Origin of the sequence: Terrisphaera buseokensis, assembly GCF_047521145.2 — a bacterium.
Taxonomy (GTDB): domain Bacteria; phylum Verrucomicrobiota; class Verrucomicrobiia; order Opitutales; family Opitutaceae; genus ER46.
This window is the reverse complement of record NZ_CM134186.1, coordinates 3,955,481-3,972,934: the sequence shown is the minus strand read 5'-3', so window position 1 is coordinate 3,972,934 and position 17,454 is coordinate 3,955,481. Positions and strand designations below refer to the sequence as shown.

Annotated in this window: 19 protein-coding genes; 10 read left to right on the top strand and 9 right to left on the bottom strand. The window is 65.4% G+C overall.

The genetic code is table 11. The features are described 5' to 3' along the window. Positions 1–142: 142 nt before the first annotated feature. From ACLJEU_RS14865 to ACLJEU_RS14850, 4 genes are all read right to left on the bottom strand, one after another. Entirely contained in the window at positions 143–412 is a 270-nt protein-coding gene (locus tag ACLJEU_RS14865; RefSeq protein ID WP_414661660.1) for a hypothetical protein, read from the bottom strand. Further along, positions 409–1,347, bottom strand: a complete 939-nt coding sequence (locus ACLJEU_RS14860) for a segregation/condensation protein A (protein WP_414661661.1) — start codon at positions 1,345–1,347, stop codon at positions 409–411. Before ACLJEU_RS14860 ends, ACLJEU_RS14865 begins: the two co-directional genes overlap by 4 nt. A 43-nt stretch (positions 1,348–1,390) precedes the next feature. Beyond that, positions 1,391–2,560, bottom strand: a complete 1,170-nt coding sequence (locus ACLJEU_RS14855) for an RsmB/NOP family class I SAM-dependent RNA methyltransferase (protein ID WP_414661662.1) — start codon at positions 2,558–2,560, stop codon at positions 1,391–1,393. Positions 2,561–2,625: 65 nt separating this feature from the next. After that, positions 2,626–4,713: an LPS-assembly protein LptD gene (locus tag ACLJEU_RS14850; protein ID WP_414661663.1), complete on the bottom strand. Its 2,088-nt coding sequence runs from the start codon at positions 4,711–4,713 to the stop codon at positions 2,626–2,628. 267 nt (positions 4,714–4,980) lie between these two features. On the opposite strand from ACLJEU_RS14850, the gene glgB reads away from it, so the two are divergent. Continuing rightward, positions 4,981–7,197: a 1,4-alpha-glucan branching protein GlgB gene (glgB, locus tag ACLJEU_RS14845; protein ID WP_414661664.1), complete on the top strand. Its 2,217-nt coding sequence runs from the start codon at positions 4,981–4,983 to the stop codon at positions 7,195–7,197. Between the two features lie 47 nt (positions 7,198–7,244). Here the strand turns inward: glgB and ACLJEU_RS14840 are convergent, their stop codons facing one another. Beyond that, positions 7,245–7,913: a hypothetical protein gene (locus ACLJEU_RS14840; RefSeq protein ID WP_414661665.1), complete on the bottom strand. Its 669-nt coding sequence runs from the start codon at positions 7,911–7,913 to the stop codon at positions 7,245–7,247. A 183-nt stretch (positions 7,914–8,096) separates the two neighbouring features. Here ACLJEU_RS14840 and ACLJEU_RS14835 point away from each other — a divergent pair, with 183 nt between their 5' ends. Further along, on the top strand, positions 8,097–8,765 hold the full coding sequence (locus ACLJEU_RS14835; protein ID WP_414661666.1) for an energy transducer TonB: 669 nt from the start codon (positions 8,097–8,099) through the stop codon (positions 8,763–8,765). A 52-nt stretch (positions 8,766–8,817) separates the two neighbouring features. On the opposite strand, the gene ACLJEU_RS14830 is transcribed toward ACLJEU_RS14835, so the two are convergent. After that, positions 8,818–9,303 carry a transcription elongation factor gene (locus ACLJEU_RS14830; protein ID WP_414661667.1) on the bottom strand — a complete coding sequence of 162 codons (486 nt, stop codon included), beginning with the start codon at positions 9,301–9,303 and terminating at the stop codon, positions 8,818–8,820. A 110-nt stretch (positions 9,304–9,413) separates the two neighbouring features. On the opposite strand from ACLJEU_RS14830, the gene ACLJEU_RS14825 reads away from it, so the two are divergent. From ACLJEU_RS14825 to ACLJEU_RS14805, 5 genes are all read left to right on the top strand, one after another. Next, positions 9,414–10,313 carry a ParA family protein gene (locus ACLJEU_RS14825; protein WP_414661668.1) on the top strand — a complete coding sequence of 300 codons (900 nt, stop codon included), beginning with the start codon at positions 9,414–9,416 and terminating at the stop codon, positions 10,311–10,313. A 36-nt stretch (positions 10,314–10,349) separates the two neighbouring features. Further along, positions 10,350–11,189: a hypothetical protein gene (locus tag ACLJEU_RS14820; RefSeq protein ID WP_414661669.1), complete on the top strand. Its 840-nt coding sequence runs from the start codon at positions 10,350–10,352 to the stop codon at positions 11,187–11,189. 5 nt (positions 11,190–11,194) lie between these two features. Beyond that, complete coding sequence (locus ACLJEU_RS14815; protein WP_414661670.1) at positions 11,195–11,896, top strand: hypothetical protein; 702 nt, start codon at positions 11,195–11,197, stop codon at positions 11,894–11,896. 136 nt (positions 11,897–12,032) lie between these two features. After that, positions 12,033–12,245, top strand: a complete 213-nt coding sequence (locus tag ACLJEU_RS14810) for a hypothetical protein (protein ID WP_414661671.1) — start codon at positions 12,033–12,035, stop codon at positions 12,243–12,245. Positions 12,246–12,249: 4 nt separating this feature from the next. Continuing rightward, entirely contained in the window at positions 12,250–13,140 is an 891-nt protein-coding gene (locus ACLJEU_RS14805; protein ID WP_414661672.1) for an HDOD domain-containing protein, read from the top strand. A 48-nt stretch (positions 13,141–13,188) separates the two neighbouring features. Here ACLJEU_RS14805 and ACLJEU_RS14800 read toward each other — a convergent pair whose 3' ends face one another. From ACLJEU_RS14800 to ACLJEU_RS14790, 3 genes are read right to left on the bottom strand one after another with little or no spacing between them, the layout of a single operon-like run. Then, complete coding sequence (locus tag ACLJEU_RS14800) at positions 13,189–13,713, bottom strand: chemotaxis protein CheD (protein WP_414661673.1); 525 nt, start codon at positions 13,711–13,713, stop codon at positions 13,189–13,191. A gap of 12 nt (positions 13,714–13,725) precedes the next feature. Further along, on the bottom strand, positions 13,726–15,144 hold the full coding sequence (locus ACLJEU_RS14795; protein WP_414661674.1) for an HD domain-containing phosphohydrolase: 1,419 nt from the start codon (positions 15,142–15,144) through the stop codon (positions 13,726–13,728). Between the two features lie 9 nt (positions 15,145–15,153). Further along, complete coding sequence (locus ACLJEU_RS14790) at positions 15,154–15,975, bottom strand: CheR family methyltransferase (RefSeq protein ID WP_414661675.1); 822 nt, start codon at positions 15,973–15,975, stop codon at positions 15,154–15,156. A 259-nt stretch (positions 15,976–16,234) separates the two neighbouring features. On the opposite strand from ACLJEU_RS14790, the gene flgB reads away from it, so the two are divergent. The 3 genes from flgB to fliE are packed head-to-tail and all read left to right on the top strand — an operon-like array spanning position 16,235 to position 17,439. Beyond that, entirely contained in the window at positions 16,235–16,621 is a 387-nt protein-coding gene (gene flgB, locus ACLJEU_RS14785; protein ID WP_414661676.1) for a flagellar basal body rod protein FlgB, read from the top strand. A gap of 26 nt (positions 16,622–16,647) precedes the next feature. Further along, entirely contained in the window at positions 16,648–17,067 is a 420-nt protein-coding gene (gene flgC / locus ACLJEU_RS14780) for a flagellar basal body rod protein FlgC (RefSeq protein WP_414661677.1), read from the top strand. Positions 17,068–17,106: 39 nt separating this feature from the next. Beyond that, positions 17,107–17,439 (top strand): flagellar hook-basal body complex protein FliE, encoded by a 333-nt coding sequence (gene fliE, locus ACLJEU_RS14775; RefSeq protein WP_414661678.1) that lies wholly within the window; start codon positions 17,107–17,109, stop codon positions 17,437–17,439. Positions 17,440–17,454: the final 15 nt, after the last annotated feature.

Genomic DNA, 17,454 nt, shown 5'->3' with positions numbered 1-17,454 from the left:
AGAAGAATGGAAAACAGCAAAGACGCAACTGCCGCGACGCCGCAAAGCCCGACAACCCACGACGGAACGGCAGGCTCCGCGGGCGCGGTGGCGGGACGTTCGAGCGACGTATGGGCCGGGTGACGCACGGACTTGCCCGCAATCAACGGGGCTGGGACTTGTCGATGATCTCGACGAGTTCGCGCGGGTCGACGTTTTCGAGGTGTTTGTCGCGCCGCTTCAGCTCCTCGAAGGTCTTCACCATCGTCTCGGTCATGCGCTCGTGCGTGTCCTTCGAGCCGCCGACGAGCACAAACTTGTCCCCGGTCGTGATGCGCTTGTGGCCGTCCTCGTTATCGAGACCGACGCCGACAATGCCACCGATCTTGGGCTGGCGCTTCTTGCGCGTGGGCTTGCTGGAATCTTTGCTCACGCCGACACCGTGGGTGGGATTGTCGCGGTTTCAAGCGGGTTTTCACCGCTGACCGGCACCGCCGTCTCCGCCGTCGCCGGATTGTCCGCGATTGGCGCGGGCGTGGCCGCGACGGACTCGGCCGTGACTGGTGCGGCGGACTCGGTCACCGGCTCCGGAGTGGTGGTCACGGCCGTTTCCACGACCGGCTCCGGCGGCGTCTCGACCACGGCTTCCGCGATGATGTCGGCGAAGGCCTCGCTCTGGCGGATGCGCAATTTCTTCAGACGGGTAAGTTCCAGCATGGCGAGAAACGTCGCGACCAGCTTCCGCAACGTGACGCCCTCGGGAAACAGCTGGGAAAACACAAACGTGCGCTCCGACTGGATGCGGCCGAGGATCCACTCCATCTGATCGGAAACGGTCACGACCTCGTCGTGGATCTCACCGACGACGAGCTTCTCCGCGAGCCGCCGCAGCACGATGTTGAACGTGTTCCAGAGCTCGATCCGATCGACGGATTTCAGCGGGCGATCGCTTTCGTCGCTCGACAGCGACGAGACGTGCCGGGCCATCAGATTCTGGCGCGTCTCCACCAGGCCGGCGAGCGTCGCGGCCGCCTCCTTGAATTTCTTGTACTGCAGGAGCTGGTGCACGAGTTCCCAGCGCGGGTCGACCGCCTCGTCCTCCGCATTGGGATCCACCGCGTGCAGGCCCTTGGGCAGCAGCAGGCGGCTTTTGATCTCCATCAGCGTCGCCGCCATCACGAAAAACTCGCCCGCCACATCGAGATCGAGCTGCTGCATCGCGTGCAACGCATCGATGTACTGCCGGGTCACCGACTCGATCGGGATGTCGTAGATATCGAGCTCGTTCTTGCGGATCAGAAACAGCAGCAGGTCCAGCGGACCTTCAAAAACCTGGAGCTTGATGCGATAGTCGGCGTCGGGAACCACGATGGCGGGATGGTTGAGCCGAGCCGGGGCGCGGCAAGGGAATTTATTGGCGGCGAAACGACGCCACGAAAAACCCGTCCGTGTTGTGCACCGACGGCAGAATCAGCCGGCCTGGCGGCCGGGGCGTGAGGTCGAACGTCGGGGCGGACGATTCGGCGCGAAACTCCGGATGCGCCGCGAGAAACGCGTTGGCCACAGCTTCGTTCTCCCAGGAACTCAGGGAGCAGGTCGCGTACACGAGGCGGCCGCCCGGCCGCACGCGCGCGCTAAACTGATCTAACAGGGCGCGCTGGATCGCCGCCGAGCGCGCGATCTGCTCCTCGGTCGTGATCCACTTCAAATGCGGGGCGCGCCGCCACGTGCCGGAGCCGCTGCACGGCGCGTCGACGAGGACGCCATCGTAGGCGTCGGTCGGCGGCGCGGTCAGCACGGTCACGCGCTGGCGTGCGCGTTCGGCGCGAAGTTTCAATTCTGCCAGTGCCGCCGGCCGAATGTCATAGGCGTCCACGCGGCCCGACGGCCCGAGCAGTCGGGCGAGTTGCAACGTCTTGCCGCCAGCGCCGGCACAGGCGTCGAGCCAGTGTCCGCCGGGCTCAACGCCGACCGAAGCCAGGATCAGTTGCGAACCGAGATCCTGCACTTCGAATGCGCCGGCTTTCCAGGCGTCGGTGGACGTCACGTCCGGCTCGGTGCACAATTCGAGCGCATCGGGCAACAGCGTCGATGGTTGCACCGGCCACTGGCGCGCGGCGAATTCGGCGAGCACCCGCGCGCGACCGGTGGCGTCAGTTTGCAGGCGCAACCAGAGGGAGGCGCGGCGGAGCTGGGCGTCCAGTTCAGCTCCGGAAAAAACCTCGGGGCAGTGGGCGCGAAACCACGCGGGCAACAGCTCGGTCTTGTCGCCGGCCGGCGCGTCGCCGGTGGCGAAGGCGGCGCGGAAAGGGGCAGTGGCAGGGCTTTCGTGCGCGAGCCAGGCGACGCGGCGCACGGCTTCGTCGGCGTCCACCTCGAGCAGCGGTTCGATCCACGGCAGGTGCCGCAGCGTTGTGTAGAGGAGTTCCCGATACAACCGGCGGTCGCGCGAGCCGAACTCGCGATGAGCGGAAAAGAGCGCTTGAATTCGCGCCGGCAGCGCCGGGTCGCGCCGCCAGTGCGGACGCAGCTGCGCGACGAGGCGCAGGAACGTGCGTTTTTGGTTGGCGGCGATGGGCATCGTGGGAGCGCAGGCGGGTTGCCCGGCACTCGGGATCGCGCGGGCGTCCGGCCCGCGGATCCGCGTTAGAATCCGATCGAGCTGACTTCCACGTTGAAGCCGAAACTGCTTTCACGACTCCGTCCGGAGTAGAGACTCACGGTGTACGCAATCAGCCAGGTGTTGTTGATGTTCTGCGCCACGCCGTAGGCCTGCTCGTTGAAGCGGCGCTTGCGGGCATCGTAGCGCAGCCGGGTGAGCGCCTCGAACCGTTCGGTGAGACGCAGACGTCCGTCCACCGAGAAGTCCTGGATTTGCTGGCGGAGAAAATTATTGCCGAAGCGGACCGACCAGACGGTGCCGTCGCGCAGAGTGACGCCGGAGTTGAACTCGCGCAGCGTGAACGACTGGGGCGCGAAACTCTGGTAGACGTCGACCTGCAGCCAGTGCGCCGGCATCAGCGCGAGCTCGGTGTGAATTTCAGAGACGTCGCGCTCGCCGGGCCGGCGCTTGAAGCGGAAATCATTCGCGACGTTGAACACGAGCAGATCGCGTGAGCCGAGGACCGGGTCGCGCGTCTGGATGATGTTGTCGAGTCCGAGCCGCAGCGTGTTCGTGGCGTGCAGGTCGTCGAGATTGCGGACTTCGCCGAGGCCGAGCGGCTGGAGGTAGGTCGAGAAGACTTCCCGATCGATCTGCGGAATCCGGGCGCGGCCCTTGGCGGCCTCGGGAATGTAACGATAGCTGAGGCGCGGCGTGACGAGGTGGCGCAGGCCGTCGATCTTCCAGCGGGGATTCTTGTAGTCGAACGTGCCGCTGGCCCGCAGCGCGACGTCGGCGCCGACTTCGCCGAGCACGCGCGTGTACGCGCCCGAGGGTGTGGCGGCGCCGTCCGTGTCGGTGTAATGGGTAACGCGCGCACCGGCGACCGGGGTGAAGGCGAGCCACTCGCGCGGGGCGATCGGCCGGCTCAGGGCGTAGTAGGCGTCGAGCCGCGTGCTGCGCAGCGCCGTGCCGGTGATCAAGGGATCCTCGCGCAGCACGGCGGCACTGGCGTTGAAGCGCTCGTAGAAACCGTTGCCGATTGCGATCGGCAGATAGTCGAAGCGGATTTCAGGGAGGCGTTCCTGCACGCGGTGAAACCGGTTCGGCTGAAACCGCATGAATGCCGACACAAAGTAGTTTTCGCCGTTGTAGACGGATTCGACGAACGTGTCGGGTTCCTGCACCGGGAAGAACGCCCGCGGCCGGAAATCGCGCAGCACTTCGGAGTCGCGCCACCAGTTGAGCTGCGCATTGAGCGACAGATTGGGGGCGAGCATCTGCTGGTGCTTCCATTCCGCGTAGGCGCGATCCTCGGGCACGGGCCGGCCGAGCAGATCGGTCTTCTTGTCGCCGTGATCGTTAATGTAGCCGGAACGCAGCTGGCCCTTCAGCCGATCGTCGCTTCCAGTCGACGTGTAGCGCATCGCGGGCCCGATCATGACGCCGCGCTCGGTGTAAAGGCCGAGGTCTGCGCCGACGCGGGCGGCCTGCGCGACCGGCACGAGCAGGCCGGCCTCGGCGAACACGCCCAGCGAGCGGCGGTATCCGCCATTCAGTGACACGGCGCCCGCGAAGGGCTTGGCCAGATCATATTGAAACTTGGGGAAGGGCAGGGGCTGCACCTGGCCGACGCCCGCCGTGGCCTTCTCGGTGCGAATCCGCTGGCCGGGCGCGATCACCACCATGTCCGCGGTGAGCGTCGGCTGCCAGGGGCCGGGCTCGCCATAACTCACGCGCGCGCCGCGCACAGTAATCTCGCTCGCGGTGCCCTCGGCGGAAAAGCCCTCGGCAAAGTAAGGAAAACTGCCGAGCCGGATGTTCTCGGCCTTGAAGCTGCCGTCGGAGCGCTTGTAGCTCAGCCGATCCGCGAGGAGGCGTGCCTCGCCGCGGGTGAAGACGATGTGGCCGGCGGCGGTGACGGCCTCGCCCGCCAGGTCATAGCGGATTTCGTCGGCGGTCAGCAGAAACGTCGGACTGATCAGCCGGGCGTTGCCGGTGGCGAGTGCGATGCGGCGTCCGTCGACGACCAGCGTTTCAAGGCTGTCCGCGGAAAGATCGGGCGGCGTCTCGGCCCCACGGGCGATGACTGCTCCCACCAGCGCAAACAGAAGGACAATACGGCGAATCACGCGGGGAGCAAAGTCAGCGACTTGCGGGCAAGCAAGCGCGCGGTGGTTGAATTCTCCGCGGTGGGAACCCGGGACAAATTTGGCGTTGCGGACGGCGCCGCGCTGGCGACAGACGAGATTCCCGTTTCTACTACGATGCGCAGCCTTCGCATGATTCGCGGGAGATTTTTTGCCGGGCTCAGCATTTAACTTTATGACCGCCGGGCGCATCGGGGCTAGACGCGGCCGGAGTCCTGCGCCACGTTGGGCTCAATCCCTCCCAATCGCGTGATACTCTCCAAGACCGACCTCGCCGCGCTCCTCGGGGCCAAACATGCCACGCCTCATTCCGTCCTCGGAATGCATCCGCTGACCCACAAGCGCAGCGCTGGCGTCGTGGCCCGGGCGATGGTCAGTGGCGCAACGGAGTGCGAGGTGATCGAAATCGGGACGAATCCGTTAAAGTCATACGCCATGACGCGGCTCGCGCCGGAGGGGCTGTTCGAGGTCTTCATCCCGAAGCGCAAGGATGTCTTTCGCTATCAGCTGCGCGCCGCCTACGCGAACGGCGAGTTCCGGCAGTTCTACGATCCGTATTCGTTTCTGCCGACGCTTGGCGCACAGGATCTCTACCTTTTCAACGAGGGCAACGAACACCGCATCTACGAGAAACTGGGTGCGCACGTGCGCACCCTCGGCGGAGTCGCCGGCGTGTCGTTCGCGGTGTGGGCGCCGTCGGCGTCGCGCGTTTCCGTCGTGGGCAACTTCAACCACTGGGACGGCCGTTACCATCCGATGCGCTCGCTGGGCGCGTCGGGCGTGTGGGAGCTTTTCATTCCCGGCCTCGGTGCCGGCGAGGTGTACAAGTTCGAGCTGCGCGACCAGCGCGGCCAGGTGCGGCTCAAGACGGATCCGTACGGTACATACTTCGAAGGCCCGCCGAACAATGCCGCGATCGTCTTCGACCCGAAGACAATCGTGTGGACCGATGCCGCGTGGATCGAGAAGCGCCGCAACGAGGCGCACAAGCCGGACCGGCCGATGTCAATTTACGAGGTGCATTGCGGTTCGTGGAAACGCATGCCGGACGACGCGGATCGTCCGCTGACCTACCGTGAACTCGCGACGCAGCTCGCCGACTATGCCGTTGAGATGGGCTTCACGCACATCGAGGTGATGCCGCTGGCCGAGCATCCGTTCGATGGATCGTGGGGCTATCAGGTGACGGGCTTCTTCGCGCCGACGCACCGCTTTGGCTCGCCGACGGATTTTGCGTGGTTTGTCGACTACCTGCACAGCCGCGGCCTTGGCGTGATCCTCGACTGGGTGCCGGCGCATTTCCCGCGCGACAGTTTTGCCCTGGCGGAATTCGACGGCACGCATCTCTACGAACACGCCGATCCGCGGCAGGGTGCGCACATGGATTGGGGCACGTTGATCTTCAACTATGGCCGCAACGAGGTGCGCTGCTTCCTGATCGCGAACGCCCTCGCCTGGATCGATCGCTATCATCTCGACGGACTCCGCGTCGATGCGGTCGCATCGATGCTCTATCTCGATTACTCGCGCCGCGAGGGCCAGTGGGTGCCGAACAAATACGGCGGACGGGAGAATCTCGAGGCGATCGATTTTCTGCGGCGAGCCAATGATCTCGTGCACCAGTACTACCCGGGCGTCGCGATGATTGCCGAGGAGAGCACGTCGTTCGCCGGTGTGACGAAGCCGACCAAGGACGGCGGCCTCGGCTTCGACTACAAGTGGAACATGGGTTGGATGAACGACACCCTGCGCTATTTCGCCAAGGAGCCGATCGTCCGCCGCCACCACCACAACGATCTCACGTTCGGCATGCTTTACCAGTACGCCGAGAATTTCGTGACGGTGTTCTCCCACGACGAGGTCGTGCACGGGAAGGCTTCGATGCTGTTCAAGATGGGCGCATGGCACATCGCGGAGAAGGCGGCGAATCTGCGCGCACTGTACGCGCACACGTGGATGTGGCCCGGCAAGAAACTGCTGTTCATGGGCGGCGAGTTTGCGCAGTCCCGCGAGTGGGCGCACGACGCGAGTCTCGACTGGCACCTCTGCCAGTACATGGACCACGAGGGCGTTCGGCTGCTCGTGCGTGATCTGAACAAGCTCTACACCGGCGAACCGGTGCTGAGCCGGAACGATTACAACGCCCAGGGTTTCCGCTGGCTGACGTGCCACGACTCCGACGCCAATCTGATTGCCTATCTGCGCAGCGATGCGGCGGAGCAGACGCTCTTCGCCGCCGTCTGTCATTTCGGCGGCGCCCAGCGCGAGTACCGCATCGGCGTCCCGCGCCGCGGCTACTGGCGTGAGATCGTGAATACGAACAGCGCGTACTACGGCGGCAGCGGCGTCGGCAACGACGGCGGCCGCAGCACCGAAGACATCGGCGCCGACGGCTACAGCCAGTCGATCAAGGTCACACTGCCACCGCTGAGCTCGTTCGTTTTCAAGTGGAGCGGCGGCGAGTAACCCGTCGCCGGGCGTCACGGTCGCCGCATCCGCGGCCGTGATGTCGGTTACGGTTTCCCGACGCGCAGGTAGTCGGAGTACGTGACCGTCATCTCGGCGTCGAGCGACTTGAAGAGAAACGCGCGGCCTTTCACGGCCGTGGCCACTTTCTGCGGCAGGCTCGGGGTGTTGTCGCGCGGCAGGCTGTAGGTCATGAGCGTGCGCATCTCGGCGATCGTCACGCCGAACGTCGGGCTGAACGCTTCGATGCTCGCGAGCTCGATCGATTCGATCGTGTGAGTGGGCTTGTGCACGACGATGGTGGCGCGAAGCGAGCGCGCGGTGTGATCGCGGGCCTCGCCGGGCCGCAGCGGACACCGGTAGGTCACGCGCTCCGCGGTGTCGCTGACGACCTCGAGCGCCTCGAGCCAGAACTGATCGACGATCTTCGGCGCGGTGCCGGTGCGCGAGCGGCGGGAACGCGCCTCGGCGTAGTGCTGGAGATCGTCCGCGGTCGGGGCGCGGCCGTCCTTCTGCAGGAGCGACCAGCGTTCAAACTCCGGCTTGGCGGCGTCGCTGCGCTCGACGGTGGATTTTCCCTCGGCCGCGGTCGTTTGCGTGAACGACCAGCCACGCGGTGGATCCGAGCGGAAGGATTCAAGGGCCGTGGCGAGCTCACGCGGCGGTGCCGCCAGGGCGGCGACGGTCAGGAACGTGAGCAGAAAGAAAACGCGCATCGTGTCACATGAGGTGAATCGCGCGCCGCATGGCAATTGAACTCGCGAGGGCAACAGGAGCGCGGGCGTCCCGCCTGCATTCCGGAGTGATTGCGTCGCAGGCGGGACGCCTGCGCTCCCAGCGGCACCCTAATATTTTTAGCCGCCGCACGTTTTCATTCTGAACCCCAACCCCCATCGAAAATGAAAACCCAGTTTGTCCTGCCCCTGTGTTTCGCCGCTGCGGCCCATGGCGCGCTGCTGTTTGGATTTTCCCGGCCGGCGCGCGGCGCGAGGCCACTCGAGCCGCTCAGAATCTACACGCCAATGATTCCCTTCGAGTTGAACCCGGAGCCGCCGGTGATCGTGGAGAGCGACGTGCGCGAGCCGGACGCGAAGCCGGCGCCCGCGGTGGAACAACCGCCGCGCAGCGTCGAGCCGTTGCCGGCGATCGATCCCGGCCCGCTGCCAACGATGCCGATACCGCCCGTCGTGCCGACGCGGATCGGTGACATCAGCATCGTTCCCGATCAACTGCCGGGAGCGCCGGGTGGTGGCGGCACCGGGCCGTGGACCGACCGGCCGCTGGGCCGCGAGTTTCTCGACAACGCGCCGCGCACGCGGTTTCAAGCCGCGCCGCAGTATCCACACGAGGCGAAGCGCGCCAGCCTGACCGGCAGTGTGCTGGTGGAGTTTCTCGTCGACGAACAGGGCCGGGTGCACGAGCCGCGGGTGGTGGAATCGTCCGACCGTATCTTCGAAGCTGCTACACTGCGCGCAGTGGCGCGGTGGACGTTCGAGCCGGGCCGGAAGGACGGGCGCGTCGTGCGCTTCCGGATGTCGGCGCCGGTTGTTTTCAGTCTGAACGACTGAAGGAGCGGGCGGTGAAGCGTGCGGCCGGAGCGCGGGCTCCGGCCGCACGCGTTCAGCGCACCGCGACAATCTGCAGCGCGGCGGGACGGCCGCGTCCGACCGCTTGAATGGATTCGCCCGCGCGCCTGCCGACGAGCTGGCGGCCGAGCGGCGATTGCGGCGTCAGCACGAGAATCGACTGGCCGTCGAATTCGAGTTCGAGGCCGCCGGCGCGCGGTCCGATGAAGTAACGCGTGCGCCGATTTCCGCCCGCGGCCTCGACCTCCACGACGGCGCCGAGCGCGATGACGGCGTCGGCGGAAAAATCAGGCAGCGGCAGCGTACGATAAAGTTCGATACTGCCGACGACGTCGGCCGCGAGCCGCGCCTGGCCCTCGGCGAGATACGCGGCCTCCTGGCTGTGCGTGTCCCATTTGTTTTCCGCGCGACTCTCCTCGCTGATCGCCTCGTCGCGCGCCATTGCGGCAGCGCCCGCCTGCCGCGCGAGTTCCTGTTGAAGTTCCCGGACGATGGCGTCGCGAAGATCGGATTTTTTCACTGGAGCGAAAACTTTGGTAAAAGCCAAATTGCCCGTTTTTGGCTGGCGGAGTGGAGAGCGCAGTCGCATCTTTCCCCACTACTCGTCCGCATTGTCAACGGGCATCACGCATGGCGCGAAAAATCAGTTTCATCAACTACAAGGGAGGCGTCGGCAAGACGTCGCTTGTTGTCAACACAGCCGCCGCACTGGCGAAGCTCGGCAAGCGGGTGCTCCTGCTGGATTTCGACACGCAGTCGAACGCGAGCATCTGGCTGCTGAAGCTGGATCGATGGAACAAGATCAATGCGACCGGCGAGGGCGCGGTGTATTCCATCTTCGAACCGGGCAAGGCGCAGTTGAAGGATTTGATCGTGAAGGACGTGGTGGAGGGAAAGTCGGGAGAGAAGCTGCTGCCGGGCCTCGATCTCGTGCCGACGACCTTCAATCTCGTCGATCTCGAGAACGAATACGAAGGCGACCCGAAGAAGCCGCCGTACTTTCTCTTCTATGAGCAGCTGGCGATGGTGGAGTCCAATTACGATTTCATCCTCTTCGACTGTCCGCCGAACATTCTGCGTGCCTCGCAGTGCGGCGTGTTCTGTTCGAACGAAATTTATGTGCCGGCGAATCCCGACGCGCTCAGCCTGATTGGATTCACGCTGCTGGTGGAGAAGCTGCAAAAATTCCATCAACTTTCCGCCAGCTTCCGCAAGGCCGCCATGGGGACGGCCGCGCAGGTTCACGGCATTGTGTTTAACTCCATCAAGACTGGGGTCGATATCGAGGTGCCGAAGATGCGAATGCAACTGCGCCTGAATCAATTCAAGGCGGCCAAGCGGGCCGCGCCGAATGCGAAGATTTTTGATTCGCAGATTCGCGATGCCATGGTGGTCCGCCGCGCGGTCGCGCTCGGCCTGCCCGTGGCCCTCGTGAGCGCGGAAGCGACGGACGCGGGTCCCGCCGGCGACAACGTCATCACGGACTACCGCCGGCTCGCCGCGGAAATCGTCCAGCAGGTGCAGCCCTGAGCTCGCGGCGACGCCCCGGTCCTCCTTTCGCTCCACATGAATTCCACCCCCAAAGAATGGGACGAGGTTCGCAGCGCCTTCGGCACGTCCATCATGGTGGATACGCCGCTGCAAAGTCTGGCGCAGAATCTCGACGGCCCCGCCTGGCCGATCAAGAGCAAGGACGACACGCCGGCCAAGTACATCGATCTCAGTTTTGACGAGGTCGTGGAGATGCTGCAGCTCAAGGGGCAGAAGGAGGAGCTGATCGACGATCTCATCGTCATCCTCCGCGAGACGCTGGCCTTTGACACGCCGTTCGGCGACATGGTCGAGCAGTCCCAGGCGGCGTCCGAGCGGGAGAATATCCTGCTGAAGAATCTCGCGAAACTCGGCATCCCGGAGCATTTCCCGATCGCGCTGACCGCGCTGGAAGCCGGCACGCTGGAGTTCTGCAAGCTCGAGGGCCTTTCGACGCTGGGCGAATTCGCCGTGTTTGCGCAGAGCATGTCGCAGAACGTGATCGTCGGCGGGGATTTCAAGAAACTGCTCAACGCCCTTTCCCACGTCGATCCCGACGCGCTGGCGGAGGCGCTGCCTTTCCGCCGCGGTCAGAAGGGACTGCATCTCGTCGAGGCCGTGGCCCACGCCGCGCGTTCGACCGATGGTCCGGCGCGGGCCGAGCTGGCGACGACCTGGTTTCGCGATGAGCTGCTCGCGCTCGAGAAGGAACTGGCCGCGGGCGGTTCGATCGAGCGGCAGTTTGTGGCGATCGGCAATCCCGCCATCGAGAGGCGCGCCGTCGAATTGCTGCGTCCGCATCTGCGCGTCGCGCTGCCGGAACGGAAGGAAAAGAAGCGGTCGGGTTGGTTCAGCTGGCTGACCGGAAGGAAGTAGACCGCATGTCCGAGCCGGTCCCGATCAAGTTTCCTCCGCCTCCGAAGTCGCGGGAGACGGTCGTGTCACTTTCCCTGCCGCGTCGCCGGCCGGCGGCAGGCCGCCTGCCGGTGGATGCGCTGGACGCATCGATGGCCGCGCGCGAATCGATCAAGGCGATCGTATCCGCGACCCGGGCACCGTTTGGCGAAGTCAACGATGCCTCGTCGAAGTTGATCGAGCTCGAGCGCACACTGCGCCAGCTCGAGCTCACGCTGACCGAGCGGGAGCGCGTCACGACGGAGAACGAGACGCGCGTGGCCGAACGCGAGCGCGATGTCGCCGAGATGGAGAATTTGCTGCTGGCCCGCGAGCGGCTGCTCGCCGCCTCCCACAAGCCGCACGGCGCCAGTGCGGCGGTTTCGCCCGAGGAGCGCGTCGCGTTGGAGCAGTTGCGGGCGGAGTTGATGCGGCAGGAGGCCAGCCTGAAGGAGTCCAAGGACGCGGTGCGCGACCGGGAGCTCTTTCTCGACGAGGCGGAGGGCAAGTTGTTCGAAAAGGTCCAGTCTCAGCAGGAAAAGGAGAACGAACTCGAGCAGCGCGAGGAGGATTTGCGGGCGCGCGAGCGGCGTCTGCGCGAACGTGAGGCGGCCTTCGATCCCAGGGCGGCCGCCGCCCTCAAGGCCGAGGACGAGGCCGCGAAGAAGCGCGACGAGTTCAACGAGTGACGTGCGGCGGCGCGCCGGGGCGGGGAGGCGCGCTGGCCTGCAATTGGCGTTAATTTTCCCGGCGTTGGGCCGATTCCCATGAGGCAACGCCACGCACCGCCCCTGCATGTATTCCACCACTGAATCCAGCCCGGTTATGGCCGAGATCCTTCGGCTCGACGTCCTGTTTGCTTCCGGCGCCCTCAATCAGGGACGTGGCGTCGTGGTGCCGTTCACCCCGGCGCTGCGCGGCCAGGCGGGCCGGGTTCCGCGCCGCGGTCCGACGCGGAGTCGGCTGGCGCAGTTGCGAATCCTGGCCGACATCGAAGCCGGCCGATTCAATCCCGTTCCGCCGCAGGATGCGGCCTGACGTGATGAGCGCCCTTGTTCGCACTGCGGGCAGCCGACCGCCGACCCTCGATCAGGTCTGCGAACAGGCGCTGCGACTGCCGTGTTCGCCTGCCATCCTGCCGAAGCTCACCGCGGTGCTGATGGATCCCGCGAGCAGCGCGGACGACATCGCGGACGTGATCCGGATCGATTCGGCGCTGGCCGCCTCGACGCTGCGCCTGGCCAATTCGGCGTACTTTTCGAGCGGCGGTTCGGCCGAGAATATTTCCGACGCCATCATGCGGCTGGGACAGCGCGAGCTGTACCGGCTGGCAGCCCTGGCGCTGGTGAACCGATGGGAGGGCAGCTCGTCGCGCGGCGAGCCGGGCGATTTCTGCCGCCACGCGCTGTGCACGGCGCTGGCCGCCGAGGTGCTGGCCGAGAAGGGCGAACGCGTGCATCCACAAACCGCGTACACCGCCGGGCTCGTGTGTGATCTGGGCAAGCTCGCCGTCGCCCATGCCTGTGCACCTTTCTTTCCCACGATTCGCGAACAGGTCGCGCAAAAGGGCGGCACGTGGGCGCAGGCGCAGCGGGACATTCTCGGCTATTCCCATGCGGAAGTCGGCGCCCGTTTGCTCAAGGCCTGGAGTTTTCCGGCGGCCCTGGCCACGGCGACGGAGTTTTGCGAGTGTCCGCTGCAGGCACCGGCGGAGGCGCTGCCGCTGCTCGCGCATCTGCACGCGGGCAAGTACGTCGCGACGTCGTTCGGGCCCGGCGTGTCCGAGGAGGGATTCTTCTTCGAGCTCAACACTCCGTTTCTGCTCGAATGGGGCTTCACGCCGGAGGTGCTGGACGAGGCGCTGGCCGTCGTGCACGACCGCGCCAAGTCGCGACTTCACGACAAGCTCACGCACGGTGTCGTCAGCATGTGACCCGCTGCGCCGGTAGTCAGGCGCGGCCGGCCTGGGAGCGCCTCGACATCAGCCGGTGATCTGAAGGATCGAACTCGAGGTCGGCGTCTTGAGCGTGATGGCGCCGGTGCCGAGGTGAAAATGGATCGTGCGATTCAGCGCGCCGCCGACCGCGGAATGGTGGATCGTGTGGCCTTTCGCGGCGAGAAACGCGGTGGCCGCCTCCACGTTGCGCTGGCCGATTTTGAAGGCGTCGTTCGCGCACAGGACCGAGGCTCCGCCGGCCACGAAGATCCGGAGCCGGGTGGGATCGCAGTTCAGCGCCTGCAGTCCCCGAAAGAGTTCCGGCAGGCCGGTGTCGGCGAACATCGCCGGTTGAATCACGGCCTTTTCAGGCGACACGCGGGAGATCGGCAGCATCAGGTGCAGCATGCCACCGGCATGGGTTTCGGGATCGAACGCAACGACCGCGACGCAGGAGCCGAGGCCGTAGGTGCTGAGGACCACGGCCGGACTGTTCGAGACGCTGATCTCACCGACGCCCACGATCACCCGCTGGGTCGGCAGGGAGGCGAGGGGCGAAATCGAGATCATCCCGGGATTGGGCTAAAGGTAGACCAGGAGCCGCTGGCTGATGGGCGTCACCTGATTGTGGTTACGGATCTTGGCGATGGTCGCGGGACTCAGCGCCTGACCCTCACCGATCAGCAGCAGGCCGTGCGGGCTGAAGATGCCATTGGCGAGCACCATGCCGGCTTCGAGTTCGTGCAGCGTGATCTCCCGGACCTGTTTGGGCAGCTGCGCCAGGTGGCTCACCTTGAGGAAGAGCCGCACCGCCTCGGGATCGTAGTCGGTACCGGATCGGGCGAGGATTGATTCGATCGCAGCGGTTTTTGACAGGCCGGACTCGACGAAGCCCACGGCCACGGCGAGACAGCGGGCGGGCCATGGAATGGCATTGCCGGAAAGTCCGTCGGGATAGCCGCGGCCGTCGTAGCGCTCGTGATGCGCGCGAATGACTTCGCCGACGTCGGTCCGGCTGTCGACCAGCGACGCGAGCGTCTGGCCGTAGATCGGATGACTGTGCAGCATGCCGCGTTCGCGTTCGGTCAGCTGATCGGCCTTCGAACGGAAGGCGCGCATCATTTCGCGCGGCACGCCGATGAGTCCGATGTCACACAGGCGCGCGGCGGCGCGCAGGGCGTGGCGCTCGGCGTCGTTGAAGAGATCGGTGGCCGCCATCAGATTCGAGAACTCGGCGAGGGCCTTGGCCTGGCCGCCGAGCACCGGGTCATACGTGGTGAGAATGCGCCGGCAGAGCTCGAGCGAGTTCTCGTAGCTGGCGGCGAGATCGCGATTCGCGGCGTCGACGCGCTGTTTCTCCTGCTCGAGGTCCTTCACCTTGCGCTCGAGGTCGCCGTTGGCCTCGCGCAGCTGGCTGTTGACCAGCCTCAGCTCGGCCTGGAGCGCGTCGTTGCGCGTCACGAGATCGTGCCGCTGCACGGCGTTGCGCACCGTGGCGACGAGTTCCTCGCGCAGCCACGGTTTGGCGACGAAGCGAAAGATTTCGCCCTTGTTGATCGCGTCGACGATCGTGGGCAGCGCGAGCACGGCCGTGATCAGGATGCGCGAGGCATGGGGCCGCAGCCGGCGGCTCTCGATCAGGAAGTCGAGGCCCATCATCTCCGGCATGCGTTGATCGGAGATGATGACGGCGAAGTCGCGATCGTTGAGAATCGAGAGCGCCTTCATCGGGCTCGTGCACGCGACGACATGAAAGCCTTCGCGTTCGAGCGTGAATTTCAGCGCGTTCAGCACGACGGGTTCGTCGTCGACGACCAGAATCGTGGACGGTTGCGGGACCGCGGTGGGAGCGACGGGAATCGAAAGGATGCCGGGCGTCAGGACGGGCGAGGCCACGATGCTGGAGACGGGCGGCAATGCGCCCGGGCTGCGGGCCGGAGGTGGCGGCGGCGCGCTCGAGCCGGGCCTGGCATCAAACGACGGAGTGGGAGGGGTGGGCATGCGCGGAAATCAAAGATCGAGCGGTTTGCGGTAGACCGCCGGCTGGATGGACCGCAGGGCGTGACGGAGATCGGCGAGGCATTCCGCGTGGCCGACGAAAAGATAGCCGCCCGGCACCAGCTGGCGAAGCAGCAGGTTGCACAGTTCCCGCTGAGTCGGCGGATCGAAATACATCATCACGTCACGACAAAAGATCGCGTGAAACGGCGCGTGGCGGGGTGACGGGCCCTGCAGGAGACTGAGGCGCTGAAAGTCCACGTGCGCCCGCAGCGCCGGCCGGACCTGGAAACGGCCCTCGTGGGGCGACGGGCATGGCTCGAAGTGTTTCCGGCGCACGGTTTCATCGATCTGACCGAGCGCGGCCTGGTCGTAGATGCCGGCCGCGGCCTGTTCGAGCAGTCGCGCAGACGTATCCGTGGCGGTGACACGCCAGGGATGACGCAGTCCCGCCTCGGCGAGCGTCAGGGCAATCGAGTAGGGCTCCTCGCCGGTGGCGCAGGCGACGCTCCAACTGCGGAAGCCAGCCGTGAATCCGTGGGGGCCTGGTTTCGACAACTCCGGAATCGCGACGTCCCGGAGAAAATCAAAATGTCCGATCTCACGGAAGAAACCGGCGCGTTGCCCGGCGACCGCATCCACCAAGTGGCTGACTTTGTCGCTGGTACGGGAGGCTCGGGTCTCGGGGGCGGGGCTGCTCGCGTCGAGTAATCCGGCGATCGTTCCGGGAAGACCCCACGCACCCGATCCCAGCTGACGCTGGTCGGGCCCGGTATCAATGCGGCTGCCCCGTTGGTCGGTGCCGCGGACAAGATCGGACGCGCTTTCCCTCATGAGGAGTATTCCGGGATGAGATCGGCGCGGAAGAGGGGAAATGAAGCGCTGTTGCACCAAACTGCGGGGCGAGAATACCGGGCGATGAAAGGGTTGCGTCGCACTCGACCCATGGCCCCCGGCAATAATTGCCGCGTGCGAGCGGACGCGAATCCCGGGGCGTCAGACCCGGCCGCGGGTTAATTTCTATTCGTCGATCTTGGAGTTGCTTATGAAGCGCCGGCGACCCGTGGCACCCGCTCTGCTAAAACGAATCGCCATGATTGATCCCATCTTCCCAACCGACAACTACCAGTTGGCGCGGAAGCTTCTCGACGCGTCGGTGCTGCGCCACGAGGCGATTGCCACCAACATCGCGAACGCCGAAACGCCCGGCTTCCGTCGTCTGGACATCTCGCCGGATTTCGGCGCGCAGCTCAAGGCCAGCATGGCGGCCGGTGATCTCGCGCGCACGGTCGGCTCGCTGCGGCCGCAATTGGTGGAGGACCCGTCCTCCCGTTCCGTTCGTCCTGACGGCAACACCGTCGAGATCGAGCGCGAGTTGATGGCGATGAACCGCAACACGGTGGAGTACGATTTTCTCAGCCAAGTCGTCACGAACAACATCAAGCAAATGAAGATGGCGATCACCGGTCGCGCCGTCTGATCGCCTGACGCTCCCGCCTCAACGCCATGAACCTCATCTCCGGCATCGATGTTACCGCAGGTGCCTTGAATGCACAGAAGACCCGTCTCGACGTCGTGGCGCAGAACATCGCCAACGCCCAGACCACGCGCGGTCCGAACGGCGGACCTTATCAGCGGTTGCAGGTTTCCTTTGAAACGGAACTGGTGAAACGCACGGCCAGCGGCGGCGCCACGCTGCAATCGGTGCGCGTCGCCTCGATTACGCCGGACCGCACGGTCGGCCAGCAGGTGCACAACCCGCAGCATCCCGACGCCGGTCCGGACGGCATGGTCACCATGCCCAACGTCAACATGTCGTATGAAATGGTGGATCTGATCACCGCCTCGCGCGCCTACGAAGCCAATCTCTCCGTCGTGAAGAACGCGCGGCAGATGGCCATGAAGGCCCTCGAAATCGGCCGCTAGTCCGCCGCTCCCTTTTAGTCGCAACGTCCCGCGCCTTCCATGTCACCCATCGGTTCCGTCAATCCGCTCCAGGCCACGGCTCTGTCCCGCATCGATGCACCGTTGCCCAAGATCGGGCTGCCCCAGACGACGCCGGCCATCACGGGCCCGTCGGAAGGTTTCGGTCCGATGCTCGACGGTCTCGTCGGCCAGGTGCAGTCGAAGCAGGCGGCTGCGCAGGAGGCCACGCGCAAGGTTTTGCTCGGTGATTCCGACCAGCTGCACCAGAGCGTCATCGCGATGCAGGAAGCCTCTGTGGCGTTCACGATGATGGTCGAGGTGCGCAACAAGCTGGTCGAATCGTACCAGGAGCTGATGCGCATGCAGGTGTGAGTTTTTCGCCCGCCT